At 65.4% G+C, this 12,969-nt stretch carries 8 protein-coding genes; all 8 read left to right on the forward strand.

Annotated elements, in window-relative coordinates; genetic code table 11:
* Positions 1-74 precede the first annotated feature (74 nt).
* The 8 genes from EXN22_RS13540 to EXN22_RS13575 all read left to right on the forward strand — a co-directional run bounded on the left by EXN22_RS13540 (position 75) and on the right by EXN22_RS13575 (position 12,923).
* Positions 75-689 (forward strand): lytic transglycosylase domain-containing protein, encoded by a 615-nt coding sequence (locus EXN22_RS13540; RefSeq protein ID WP_130264536.1) that lies wholly within the window; start codon positions 75-77, stop codon positions 687-689.
* Between the two features lie 149 nt (positions 690-838).
* Positions 839-6,697, forward strand: a complete 5,859-nt coding sequence (gene mnxG, locus EXN22_RS13545) for a manganese-oxidizing multicopper oxidase MnxG (protein WP_130264537.1) — start codon at positions 839-841, stop codon at positions 6,695-6,697.
* A 16-nt stretch (positions 6,698-6,713) separates the two neighbouring features.
* A complete protein-coding gene (locus EXN22_RS13550; protein WP_130264538.1) occupies positions 6,714-8,693 on the forward strand; it encodes a YncE family protein in 1,980 nt (659 codons plus the stop codon).
* Positions 8,690-9,337 carry an SCO family protein gene (locus EXN22_RS13555; protein ID WP_130264539.1) on the forward strand — a complete coding sequence of 216 codons (648 nt, stop codon included), beginning with the start codon at positions 8,690-8,692 and terminating at the stop codon, positions 9,335-9,337. Before EXN22_RS13550 ends, EXN22_RS13555 begins: the two co-directional genes overlap by 4 nt.
* Positions 9,334-9,975, forward strand: coding sequence for an SCO family protein (locus EXN22_RS13560; protein ID WP_407691927.1), 642 nt, complete (start codon positions 9,334-9,336; stop codon positions 9,973-9,975). The genes EXN22_RS13555 and EXN22_RS13560 overlap by 4 nt, the downstream gene beginning before the upstream one ends.
* A 5-nt stretch (positions 9,976-9,980) precedes the next feature.
* Complete coding sequence (locus tag EXN22_RS13565) at positions 9,981-11,516, forward strand: cytochrome c/ABC transporter substrate-binding protein (protein WP_130264540.1); 1,536 nt, start codon at positions 9,981-9,983, stop codon at positions 11,514-11,516.
* The gene (locus EXN22_RS13570; RefSeq protein ID WP_130264541.1) at positions 11,513-12,160 is read left to right on the forward strand and encodes a SurA N-terminal domain-containing protein; all 648 of its coding nucleotides are present in this window, start codon (positions 11,513-11,515) and stop codon (positions 12,158-12,160) included. The genes EXN22_RS13565 and EXN22_RS13570 overlap by 4 nt, the downstream gene beginning before the upstream one ends.
* Positions 12,161-12,386: 226 nt before the next feature.
* Complete coding sequence (locus tag EXN22_RS13575; RefSeq protein ID WP_130264542.1) at positions 12,387-12,923, forward strand: response regulator; 537 nt, start codon at positions 12,387-12,389, stop codon at positions 12,921-12,923.
* Positions 12,924-12,969: the final 46 nt, after the last annotated feature.

Consider the following 12,969-nt stretch of genomic DNA (forward strand, 5'->3'; position numbering starts at 1 on the left):
GTCAGTAGGCTAAAGCCCTGGCGATCGGGGCATATGCCCCACTTTCTGGGGGATGCAACGGGGAGGGTGGCACGATGCGCTGGCTCACTGCGGGAATCCTGGCCTGGTTGGCCAGCAGCAATCCGGCTCAGGCCGATGTGTACATCTCGGTCAAGGCCGATGGCAGCTATGTGTTGAGCAATGTGCACCGGCCGGGGCGCAGCTATCAGCGGGTGATCAGCGAGACGGCGCTGAGCCTGGCCAGCAGCGGCCCGCAATTGATCACCGGCATGCCCTACGCCGAAGAGGTGGCGGCTGCAGCGCAAGCCAACGACCTGCCGGCGGCCTTGCTGCACGCGGTGATCCAGGCCGAATCGCGCTACGACCCCAACGCCCGCTCCAGCAGTGGTGCAGTGGGCCTGATGCAACTGATGCCCGACACCGCCAAGGCCATGGGGGTGAAGAACGTGCTTGATCCTGCCGCCAACGTGCAGGGTGGCGCGCGCTACCTCAAGCGCATGCTCACGCTGTTCGACAACGACATCACCCTGGCGGTCGCCGCCTACAACGCCGGGCCCGATGCGGTGATGCGCCGCGGCCGGGTGGTGCCACCGTTCGCCGAGACCCAGCGCTACGTGCCCAAGGTGCTGCGCCAGTACCGGCGACTGCAGGGCTTGGACGTGGGTGGGAGCGGGCTTGCCCCGCGATAGGGTCACCCCCGATTAGTGGGGAATACCGGGGAATCACCCCCAATCAAGATTCACTAGGCTTTGTAAGTGTTTAAAAAATAACGATAAAAAATCTGGCATGGGCCTTGCTCAAGCCCTTCCAGAGTTCCCTTGCACCACAGAGGCACGCCATGATGACTCCAATCAAAGGCTCAGTCCTGACTTCACTGTTGATCGCCGCCGCCACCTTCGGCTGGCAGCAGGTCAGCGAAGCCGCCGTGCGCTGTGAGCGCAACCTGGTGGCCAATGTGGTGGCGCTGGACCAGCCACTGATGTTCAACCGACTCGGCGCGCAGAACGCCAATGGCATGATGTTCGCCCTGCGCCGCGACGTGGTCGATGAGCACCAGGTGTCGCTGGCCACGGGCGGCGCAGCCGTGCCGGGCAAGGTCAGCCTGCGCCCGGACAAACGCCCGCGGCCGATCGTGCTGCGGGTGGCGGCGGGTGACTGCCTGACCATCAACTTGCAGAACCTGCTGGCCTACCAGGCCAACCCGAACAAGCACGGCATCGATCACGAAGAAGAAAACGAGGCCGAAGGCGAGGAAAACGAAGCCGGCGAGGGCAACCTGCAGGGTGAAGAGCACTTTATCGCCGACGAGCAGGTCACCGACCGCCATGTCGGCTTTCAGGTCAACGGCATGCAGGCGGTCAACAGCATCGCCGACATCGCCGCCAACACCGGGCGCAATGGCAACTTCCTGATCGCCCCCGGCGCCAGCCGCTCCTACACCTTGTATGCCGAGCGCGAAGGAGCTTTCGCCGCCACCAGCCAGGGCGCAACCTTCGGCGGTGAAGGTGCGGCCGGTAACGTCGCCAACGGCCTGTTCGGCCAGGTGGTGGTGGTCCCCAAAGGTGGGCGAACCTTCCGTAATACCCTGACCGAAGAAGAAATGCGCCTGAGCAGCAGCGGCCGCACCCCCACCGGCCAGCCGATCGTCGATTACCAGGCCCGCTACCCGCAGCAAGAACCGTGGATCCGCGAAGGCAAGGCCGGCGCGCCGATCATTGCCATGACCGACGGCAACGAGATCATTTCCAGCGAATCCGACGCCATTGTCATGGGCTCCAACGCCGACGGCAGCTTCCCGGCCTCGACCTACCCGCTGGAAAGCATCGGCAAGCGCAACCCGGCGATACCCAACCGCCTGGAGCCGTTCCGCGATTTTGCCGCGCAGTTCACCGATGAAGCCGCCTCCACCCAGGCCTTCCCCGCTTATTGGGCAGACCCGGTGATGGGCCATGTGCTGGAGCCGACCCGCGATTCGTTCATGATCAATTATGGCTCCGGCGGCATGGGCGCGGAGGTGGTGGCCAACCGCCTGGGCGTGGGCCCCATGCACGACTGCCTGTCGTGCGCCTATGAAGAGTTCTTCTTGAGTTCGCACACTGTGGGCGACGTGGCGATGCTGGTGGACGTGCCGGCCAACGTCGGCCTTGAGAACATCCGCCCCGGCCAGACTCCGAGCGCCGAGCAGGTCGGGGTCAAGGCCAGCATGGCCCTGTACCCGGCGGAACCGGCCAACGTCAACCACAGCTACATCGGTGACATGGTCAAGTTCCGCAACACCCACAACGGCCACGAGCAGCACATCTTCCACCTGCATGGTCACCAATGGCTGTTCAACCCCAATGACGACAACTCCGACTATGTCGATGCCCAGGGCATCGGCCCGGGCGTGGGCTACACCTACGAAATCGCCAACGGCGGCTCGGGCAACCGCAACCGGGTGGCAGGCGATGCGATCTATCACTGCCACTTCTACCCGCATTTTGCCCAGGGCATGTGGAGCATGTGGCGGGTCCACGATGTGTTCGAAGAAGGCACCCGCCTGGAGGTCTCCGGGCAGAACCAGAACGGCTATCACAGCCAGCCGTTTGCCCTGCGCAGCGGCAAACCGGCCGCTGGCGCCCGGGCCTTGCCGGACGGCGAGATTGTCGCCGGTACACCGATTCCCGCCGTGGTGCCGTTGCCCGGCAAGGCCATGGCGCCGATGCCAGGCAAGGTCGCGGTGATTCCGAAACTTGCGCAAACCCTGGTTGCTGAAAACGATGACGACGAGCATGAGGAGGGCGATGACGATGCAGGTCACGATGCCGCGCCGCGTGCTGTTGGCTCCCTGGCCCTGGTCGATCGCAGCGAAGCCAACCGCAACGCCGACGGCAGCCTGAAGAACCCGGGCTTTCCGTTCTGGATCGGCGGTATGGAAAACACCGTGGGCCAACGCCCACCAACCCCACCCCTGGACATGCTCGACCCGGCCAAGGCGCAACAGCTGAAAAACTCCGGCAACGCCCTGTGGGCCAACCTCGACCCGGCCCAGGTCGGTGGCTGGGACGGCGGCTTGCCGCGCCACGCCCTGGATGGCCTGTCTGCTGGTGGCGAAGCTGTGGTAACCACCACTGCGCTGGACTTCACCAAGGCGATCACCAAGGCCAAGGCCGTGTTTCTGCCCGAGGAGGGCACCGACGTCGAGCAGGCGGCCATGAGCTTTCATGCCAAGCTGGAACACCCAAGCTACGCCGTGCTGCCCGGCAAACAGACAGTGGCGCGCAACTTCCGCACCAACGGCGCCGCACCCACCGCCGGTGCGCCGTACTACGAGCCGTGCATGGATGACCGCGCCAAGCGCCTGACCCAGTTCTCTGGTGCCGGGGAGTTCAACAGCGGCGAGCGCCTGGACGGCATGAGCTTTACCGGCAGCTCGAGCTTCACCGCCGACCGCCCGCGTATCTACAAAGGCGCCAACATCCAGTTCGACGCGGTGTACAACAAGGTCGGCTACCACTTCCCGCAAGCGCGGATCATCAGCCTCTGGGAGGACGCCTGGGCAGTGATCAACAAGCAGCGCCCACCGGAGCCGCTGGTGATGCGCATGAACACCTTCGACTGCGTGATGTACCAGCACACCAACCTGATCCCCTCGTACTACGAGATGGATGACTACCAGGTGCGCACGCCGACCGATGTCATCGGCCAGCATATCCACCTGCCCAAATGGGACCTGACTGCCGCCGACGGCTCGGCCAACGGCTGGAACTACGAAGACGGCATTCTTTCCCCCGGCACCGTGGTCGAGCGCATCCATGCGATTCGCGAGTTCAATGAATGCCGCGCCGGTGACCCCCGCGAAGGTACGGCCCAGTGCCCGGTGGCCAAGGCGCACCCGTTCTTCGGCCGCTACGGGCGGGCCGACTGGATGGGCGCGCGCACGGCCATGCAGCGCTGGTTCGTCGACCCGGTGGTCAACGTGCACAACGTCGACCGTGGCCTGGGCACCATCTTCACCCACGACCACCTCGGCCCATCGACTCACCAGCAACTGGGCCTGTATGCCACCGTACTGGCAGAACCGGCCGGCTCCACCTGGTACCACGCCGAAACCGGCGAGCTGCTGTACAACAGCGCCTTGCGTGAAGACGGCGGGCCGACCTCGTGGCAGGCGGTGGTGAAAACCGGCGACCTCGACGGTGACGGGCGCAACGACAGCTATCGCGAATTCTTCCTTGAGTACAGCGACTTCCAGCACGCCTATGAAGCCGGGGTGTATGTCGGTGCAGGCCCGGACGGCATCCCCAATGCCCAGGCCTACCCGGCCAGCGCCGACAGCTTCCGCTATGCGATCAATCCGCCTGTGCGGCAGAAAGCTTCGAACCTGCTGGAATCGGTGGTCGAGTCGCGCGGCGGTCTCAACCCGGGCTGCCCGAGCCGGCCGTGCCCGCAGGCGATCTCGGTGGATGACCCGGGCATGTTCGTCGTCAACTACCGCAACGAGCCTCTGGCCCTGCGTGTCTACGACCCCAACAAAGTGGCGCCGGATGGCAAGCGCGGCATGCAGGCCGACGGCCTGGGCGGTGACCTGGCTTATGCCATGCAAACCCGTACCGACCGCGCCATCCCGGCGATGAACCTGTCACCTTCGGCCATCACCTCGGCGGTCGGTCCCACCGGTGGCACCACGCTGTTCCCGCCGCACATCAACGTCGCCGGGGCAGAGCCGGGCGACCCGTTCACACCGATGCTGCGCACCTACTCCGGTGACAACGTGCGCCTGCGCATGCATGCCGGTGGCCATGAAGAGGAACACAACGTGACCCTGCACGGCGTCAAGTGGTTGCAGAATGGTTCGGGCTTCGGCAACAGCTCCAACTCCGGGTGGAAGTCCTCGCAGATGGTGGGGATCTCCGAACAGCTGGGGTTCATGGCGCCGGTGTCGATGATCTCCAGTGCGTCCTCGCCCAACGGTGATTATCTGTACTCGCTGGACGCGGCCCATGAAGGCTACTGGAACGGCATCTGGGGGGTCATGCGCAACTACACCACCAGCCGCAACGACCTGTTCGCGCTGCCCAACAACAGCCTACCGATGGCCGCACGCAATACCGTGGCCTTCGATGGCATCTGCCCACGCTTTACCGCCAACAGCAACGGTATCGGCACCCGGCCAACCACCCAGCGCAGCTACGAAATCGTCGCGGCGCTGGCCAACGATATCCTCGGCAACACCCTGGGGGTGAGCATCACCGACCCGGCCGGTGCCGGCCAGCATGTCGGCGGGCCGCTCAAGGCCAACGGCGGTACCCTGGTCTACAACAGCCGGCGCACCAGCATCCCACAGGTGACGGTGACCGACCCCGAAGACGGTGAAACCTTCACCATTGGCGGCCACAGCGGGCCGCTGCACGACCCGACCGCGATCCTCTACGTGCGCAAGGCCGACCTCGACCCAGGCACCGGCAAGCTCAAGCCCGGCGTGCCGATCGAGCCGCTGGTACTGCGCGCCGCCGCCGGCGAGTGCCTGAAAGTCACCCTGGAGAACCGCCTGCCCCTGGTGATGCCGGACCTGCCCAGCACGGCGGTGATGCAGAACGTGGTCAAGCGCGACCGCCAGGGCAGCGAAGGCTCCACCGCCTTCAACAACAACCTGATGCGCCCCTCCAGTCATGTCGGCCTGCATGCGCAACTGCTGGCCTATGACATCACCAAGTCGGACGGTGTCAACGTCGGCCAGAACCCGGTGCAGACCGTGCCGCCGCGCGCGGGCAACAGCGGCGCCTACCCAAGCAAGGTCTACCAGTACTACGCCGGGCACCTGGAGCGCGAAGGCAAGCCGGTGCTGCAAATGGGCCGGGCGGTGGACAACATCAACACCACCGCCATCGAGTTCGGCGGCCTTAACATCACCCCGGCCGATGTCATCAAGCAGGGGCAGAAGGGCCTGATCGGCGCCATGAGTATCCTGCCGCTGGGCGCCACCTGGAGCGAAGACGGCGCCAGCCGCGCCTCGGCCACGGTGCAGGTGCCGGGGCAAACCACTTACCGTGACTTCGCCACCCTCTGGCAGCGTTCGCTCAACATGCGTTGGGCCGATGGCCGGCCGGTGGAAGGCATTGCCACCGAAGGCAACGGCGTGCCAGGTGATCCGAAGGACAACTCGAACATGGCCATCAACTACAAGACCGAACCGCTGTGGTTCCGCTTCGGCCTGGCCCCGGATGCGCCGTTCGGCCATGCCGATGGCAACGGCTGGGCGGATGTGCCCAACGCCCACATGGCCTACAGCAATGCCCTGGTCGGCGGCGACCCGCAAACCCCGGTGCTTTGGGCCAAGCCTGGCCAGCCGCTGCGCAACCATGTGCTGATGCCCACCGGCGGCAGCCGCGGCATCACCTACCAGCTTGACGGACACCTGTGGCCGCTGCATGCCTACCAGGCCGAGAAGTCCGATACCGGTGGCTATCCCATGAACCTGCCCGGTATCGGTTCGGTGCGCTTTGGCTACAACCCGCAGGCCATGTACATCGGCGCCCAGGAGAGCGTGCTGCCGGCGGCGCACTTCAGCTTCATGCTGCCCAGCGCCGGTGGCAGCAATGCGGTGCCGGGTGACTACCTGTTCCGCGACTACGCCGCCTACGGCAACGTCTCCGGTCTGTGGGGGATCCTGCGGGTGACCAACGAAACACCACCGGCCACGCCGCCGGCGCAGTAAACGAGGGGGAGAGGTCATGAACAAGAAGAATCGACCGCTGTACCTGGGCCTGCTGGCGGGCCTGACTCTGATCGGCCTGGGGGTGAGTTATGAAAGCCTGTGGTGCGACCCGCGCAGCGAGCTGGCCGACAGCGACCCGCAGGCCTTGCACACCCTCAGCCGCGACGGTGTCACTGTCGAGTTCGAGGCGCGGCCATTGGGGGCGGGCGGGGTACTGAGCGAAGGCAGCTTTGCCAGCGTACGCTTCAAGATCACCGATCAGAACAGCGGCCAGCCGTTGTCCGGGGTGTCTCCTGGCGCCTGGCTCGACCCTGCGCTGACCGGCGAGGCGGCCAAGGACCGCAACACCAGCTGCAAGGCGCGGGTGGCGTTGTTTCTCAAGAGCAGCATTGGCGCACGGCCGCTATTGGACCTCAACAGCTACTTCCTGTTGGTGCTCAACAAGGACGCCAGCCTCACCGTGATCGACCCGTCGGTGTCGGTGGGCGGCGTCACCAGCACCCTGGCCCGCATCGAACTGCCGGGCACGCCGATGGATTGGGTGGCGAGCAAGGACGATAAGCAAGTCTATGTGTCGATACCAGAGCGCGGTGAAGTGGCGCTGATCGACACCGAGACCTTCCAGCGCGTCGCCAACCTGCCTGCCGGCAACCAGCCGCTGCGCCTGGCGATGCAGCCCGACCAGCGCCTGCTGTGGGTTGGCAACAACGCCAGCGACCCGGCGCTGAGCGGGGTGACGGTGATCGACGTGCCCAGCCGCAAGACCCTGAAGTTTTTCGCCACCGGTGCCGGCCACCATGAGATCGCTTTCAGCGCCGATTCGCGCTACGCCTTTGTCAGCAACCGCGACAGCGGCACCCTGAGCGTGATCGATGCCAGCGAGATGCGCCTGGTCAAGACCCTCAAGGTCGGCTCGCACCCCTTGTCGGTGGCCTATTCACAGCTGTCCCAGGCGGTCTACGTGGCCGACGGGCGTGACGGCAGCATCAGCGTCATCGATGCCCGCAGTCACAGCCGCCGCCATCTGATCGAAGGCAAGCAGGGCCTGGGGCCGATGCGCTTCAGCAATGACGGGCGCTTCGGCATCGTCCTCAATACCCTGGAGAACCAGGCAATGGTCATCGACGCCAGCAGCGACCGGCTGATTCACAGCCTGCCGGTGGCCGCCGAACCCTACCAACTGACCTTCACCCAGGCCTATGCCTACATTCGCGGGCTGGCATCGCCCAAGGTCAGCATGATCAACCTGAGCAGCCTGGGCGAAGGTCGCCAGCCCATCGTCCAGGGTTTCGAGGCCGGGCCTGCAGCGCCGCGCCAGGCCGGCGACCTGCCGCTGGCCCAGGGCCTGACCGTGGCCCGTGACGAGAACTCGGTGTTCGTGGTCAACCCGGTGGACAACACCACCTACTTCTACGCCGAAGGCATGAACGCGCCGATGTCCGGCTACGCCAACCGCGGCCACAGTGCCCGTGCTGCGCTGGTGATCGACCGCAGCCTGCGCGAGGTGGCGCCGGGGGTCTACAGTTCGACCGTCAAGCTGCCGGCTGCGGGCACCTTCGATGTCGCCTTCCTGCTCAACCAGCCGCAGATCATCCATTGCTTCAGCACCGAGGTGGCAGCGTCCAGCAGCGCGCCCCACCGGCAGGCGCCGCAAATCGAGTTCCTTATCGACCGCTCGGCGCTGGTCCAGGGCCAGCCTTATGTCGCGCGCTTTCGCATCAGCGAGGGCAACGGCACGCCGCGCACCGGGATCAAGGACCTGAGCCTGCGCTACTTTCTTGCGCCCACCTCGCGGGCCCGCACCGGCGTGGTCAGGGAAGTCGGCGAGGGCATCTACGAGGCGTCGCTGGAGCCGCTGGAAGCGGGCGCCTGGTACCTGCACGTGCAGGCGCCGTCGCTGGGCAAGCGCTTTGCCGAAAACAACTACACCAGCTTGCGGGTTCTGCCTGCGGCCGCCCAACAAGCATCCGACGCCGGTTCAAGGAGTGTGCAATGAAACTGCTCGATCGCTGCAGACTGTTCAGCCTCTGCCTGCTCGCCGCAAGCCTGGGCACCGCCCTGGCCCATAACGGTGTCGACCACAGCGCCCATGGTGCGCCGGCGGCCCATCAGGAAAAAACCTCGGTGCGTTTTGCCGATGTCTCGCTGCTTGACCAGAACGGCATGCCGGTCCGCCTGGAAAAGGACCTGGTGGCCGACCACCTGGTGGTCATGGGCTTTATCTACACCAGCTGCACCACGGTGTGCCCGGTGGTGTCGTCGATCATGGCCAAGGTACAGAAGCAGCTGGGTGGCCGGGTCGGCAGCGAGGTGCAGATGGTGTCGATCAGCGTCGACCCCCAGCGCGATGACCCCAAGCGCCTGCTGGGCTACGCGCAGACGTTCCAGAACGGCCCCGGCTGGAGCTGGCTGACCGGCACCCCGTATGCGATCAATGAAACCCTCAAGGGCCTGGGCAGCTTCAGTGCCGACCTTGGCCAGCATCCGCCGCTGATCCTGGTCGGTGATGGCCACAGCGGCCACTGGACGCGTTTTTACGGCTTTACCGACCCGCAATCGCTGATCAGCGAAATCGATCGCCTCAGCGCCCGCCGGGTGCACGCCAAGCACACTGCCATTGCCCAGGAGGTGCAACCATGAGTGCCGTCCGACGTGGCATGCGCAGCACCGACTGGCTGGCGCTGGCCCTGTGTTTGTGGATCCTCAGTTCCGTGGCCCTGGCCCATGAAGGGCACGGGCAGCCGCCAGCAGAGGCGCCGGTGGCCAGCGAGGGCGGCACCCGTGATGCCCGCACCTACTTCACCGATACCGTGCTGCAGGACCAGAACGGCCGCAGCTTGCGTTTTTACGAAGATGTGCTCAAGGACCGGGTGGTGCTGCTCAATGTGATTTTCACCCACTGCAACGACGCCTGCCCGCTGATCACCCGCAAGCTGCGCGAAGTGCGCGAGGCCCTGGGGGCGGAGGCTGCCAGCAAGGTCACCTTCATTTCCCTGAGCAGCGACCCGCAGAACGACACGCCGCAAGTGCTCAAGGCCTTTGCCGAAAAACAGGGAGTAGACAGTGCCAACTGGCTGTTCCTGACCGGCGACAAGGCGCAGATGGATCGGGTGCTGGCGCGCCTGGGCCACCTGATTCCCAGCCCCGAGCAACACTCGACGCAACTGATTGCCGGTGACGTGGCCAACAAGCGCTGGAGCAAGATCCGCCCGGACGCCCCGGCGCAAGCCATTGCCCAGCGCCTGCAGCTGCTGTCGCAACCCTTGGCGGGGCGTTGAAGACCATGCCCGCGCACCTGCGCATCGGCCTGCTGTTGAGCGTGCTGGTGACCAGCACCTTGGCCTGCGCCCTCGACCTCAGCCCTCAGGAACAGGCCGGCAAACGCCTGTACCGCGAAGGCCTGTCGAGCAGCGATGCCCAGGTGTCGGCGCGGGTCGGCGCCGCCGACATGCTGGTGCCGGCCAGTGTCGTGCCCTGCGCCAGTTGTCACGGTAACGATGGCCTGGGCCGGGCCGAAGGCGGGGTGCGCCCGCCGTCGCTGAACTGGCAACGCCTGGCCGGCGGGCAGGGTGCGCGACAGGTCAATGGTCGCCGCTACCCGGCCTATTCCGAGGGTCTTGTGGCCCGCGCGATTCAGGAGGGGCGCGACCCGGCCGGCAATCGCCTGGATCCTGCGATGCCGCGCTTTGTCCTGAGCATGGCCGATCAGCGCAACCTGACGGCTTACCTCAAACGCCTGGCCGATGACCGCGACCCGGGCCTGGAAGAACAGACCCTGCGCCTGGGGACCTTGCTGCCGACCCGCGGCGCGCTGGCCGAACCTGCGCGGGTGGTGGCGGCGGTGCTGAACGATCGCCTGGCGCAGATCAACCGCCAAGGTGGCATTCATGGCCGCACCTTGCAGTTGGTCAACCTCGACCCCGGGATTGATCAGGCCAGTGCCGAGCAGGCGCTGGGCCAATTGATTGACCAGGAGCGGGTGTTCGCCCTGGTCGCGCCGATGGCGCCGGCCCTGGATGCCAGCCTGATAGCCCGCCTGGAGCAGGCGCGCCTGCCCATGATCGGCGCAGCCCCACAGTTGTCCAGCAGCCCCCAGGTGTTCGACCCGTTGCCCGGTTTACGCGAGCAACTGCTCAGCCTGGCCGACTACGCCCAAGGCAGCCTGTCGTTGCAGCAGGCCCAGGTCAGCATCGTTTATGCCGACGCCAGTTTTGCCGCCCTGGCGGCCACCCTGCGTCAGGCGCTGCTTGAGCGTGGCTGGAGCAACGTCAGCGTCGCGCCGTTCGAGCAGCAGGCCGTACCGGGGCAGGCGCTTTTCTACCTCGGCAAAGCATCGGGTTTCAGCCGGCTGACCGAGGCCCTGCAACAGTCCGGACGCACGCCCTACCTGTTTGCGGTATCGAGCCAGGTCGCCAGCGAGCTGTTATTGGTGCCGCAAGACTGGTCGCGGCGGGTATTTCTTGCCTATCCGTTCATTCCCAGTGACTGGACGCCGCAAGGGCGCGAAGCGCTCACTGCGATGCGCCAGCGCCAGGGCCTGGATGGCCGTCAGGGCGTGTTGCAGGTCAGTACCTGGTGCGCGGTGCAACTGCTCGAAGAAGCGCTCAAACGCGCCGGGCGTGATGCCAGCCGCGAGAAACTGACCCTGGCCCTGGAAGGCCTGCATGATGTGCAAACCGGCCTGACCCCGGCCCTGGGCTTTGGCCCCGGACGGCGCCAGGGCTTGAACGGCGCGCATGTGGTCACCGTTGAAATGCCCGGCCCGGTGTTCTACCCGGTTGCCGCCTACCAGAGCGTTGTTGAAACGAGGTCGCCATGAACCGCCTGATGCCCTTGCTGCTGTGCCTGTTGGCCCTGTCGCTGCACGCTGCCGACGGGCCTCCCGCGGCCCGGGTCAATGGCGTGGAAATCAGCCAGCTGCGCCTGGAGCGTTACTTTACCGAGTACCTGGAGGATCAGGGCAGGGCGCTGACCAGCATCCGCAACCCCAGCGTCTACAAGCGCCTGCGCCAACAGGCGTTGAACGACCTGATCGACCGCGAACTGCTGTGGCAGGAAGCCCAGCGCCAGGGCGTGACGGTCAGCGATGATGAAGTAGCGGCGCGTATCGCTCACTTGCGCCAGGCATTCGGTTCGGCGCAAACCTTCGAACGGCGCCTGGCCGAGGCGGGTTTCGATGCCCAGAGCTTTAGCGCCTACACCCGTCAGGAAATGGCCGCGCAGCAGGTCTTTCAAGCCGCCAGCCGCGTACCGGAGCCAAGCCAGGCGCAGGTGCTGGCGTTCTATGAGGCCAATGGCAAAACCTTTGCCGGTGCGCAGAACCAAAGCCAGGATGACCCTGTCCAACGCGAGCAGGGACTTGCACTGGCTAAAACCCTTCTTATCGATCAACTGCAGACGCAAGCGCGTCAGGCGTTGTTGCAACGCTTGCGTGATAGCGGTCAACTGCAACGTATCGACTGAGCGCAACGCCGCCCCCAATGTTGGGGCCACGGCTAGGGGCAAAACGCCATCTACCCCCGGGATTGGGGAAGGGGTGAGCACCCGTTTGCGTCTATGCTTACAGAATCAACGACATAGCACAGTGATTTGCGCCGTATCACGCTGGCACGAAGCATGCGTAAGCCTCTACAAGGCCGCACTCGTGCCGGGCCGGGAAACCGGGCCAGCAGCTTTCAGGGAGTGGACCTTGGTGAACACAGTATTGGTAGTCGATGACGAACAGACCCTTGCCGGCAATATCCAGGATTACCTGGTTCTGCAAGGCCTCGACGTCCACGTTGCCCACGACGGAAACAGTGCAATCGGCGCCGCCGAGCGCACCCGGCCCGAAGTGGTCGTGCTGGATTATCGCTTGCCCGACATGGAGGGGTTTCAGGTACTGGAGACTGTGCGCCAACAAGGTACGGACTGTCATTTCGTGTTGATCACTGCCCACCCGACCGCCGAGGTTCGTGAGCGGGCCAGCCAACTGGGTGTCAGCCATATCCTGTTCAAGCCTTTTCCGCTGGCGGAACTGGCCCGCGCAGTCCTCGACCTGATGGGCATCACGCGAAACAACCCGCGCGCAGCCAACACGGACACAGGGTTCGTCGAACGACGCCAGAGCAGGAGTGAGAGTTTCCCCCTGCAGTTGTTCGACGGTAGCTGGGTCCTGGCCGATCGCCGACGTAATGGCATACGGCCGCCGGGGCCCGACGACGACCAGCTGCTCACCGGGGAATAACGCGCGAGCAGGGCTGAACCAGGCTCTTCGCGCCCCGCGTTGGAGA

It is taken from the genome of Pseudomonas tructae (assembly GCF_004214895.1).
Lineage (GTDB): Bacteria > Pseudomonadota > Gammaproteobacteria > Pseudomonadales > Pseudomonadaceae > Aquipseudomonas > Aquipseudomonas tructae.

Bases quoted from the DNA above. Each gene is read 5' to 3' on its own strand.
- EXN22_RS13555 (WP_130264539.1), top strand. From the start codon at position 8,690: ATGAAACTGCTCGATCGCTGCAGACTGTTCAGCCTCTGCCTGCTCGCC.
- mnxG (WP_130264537.1), top strand. From the start codon at position 839: ATGATGACTCCAATCAAAGGCTCAGTCCTGACTTCACTGTTGATCGCC.
- EXN22_RS13540 (WP_130264536.1), top strand. From the start codon at position 75: ATGCGCTGGCTCACTGCGGGAATCCTGGCCTGGTTGGCCAGCAGCAAT.
- EXN22_RS13565 (WP_130264540.1), top strand. From the start codon at position 9,981: ATGCCCGCGCACCTGCGCATCGGCCTGCTGTTGAGCGTGCTGGTGACC.
- EXN22_RS13570 (WP_130264541.1), top strand. From the start codon at position 11,513: ATGAACCGCCTGATGCCCTTGCTGCTGTGCCTGTTGGCCCTGTCGCTG.
- EXN22_RS13550 (WP_130264538.1), top strand. From the start codon at position 6,714: ATGAACAAGAAGAATCGACCGCTGTACCTGGGCCTGCTGGCGGGCCTG.
- EXN22_RS13560 (WP_407691927.1), top strand. From the start codon at position 9,334: ATGAGTGCCGTCCGACGTGGCATGCGCAGCACCGACTGGCTGGCGCTG.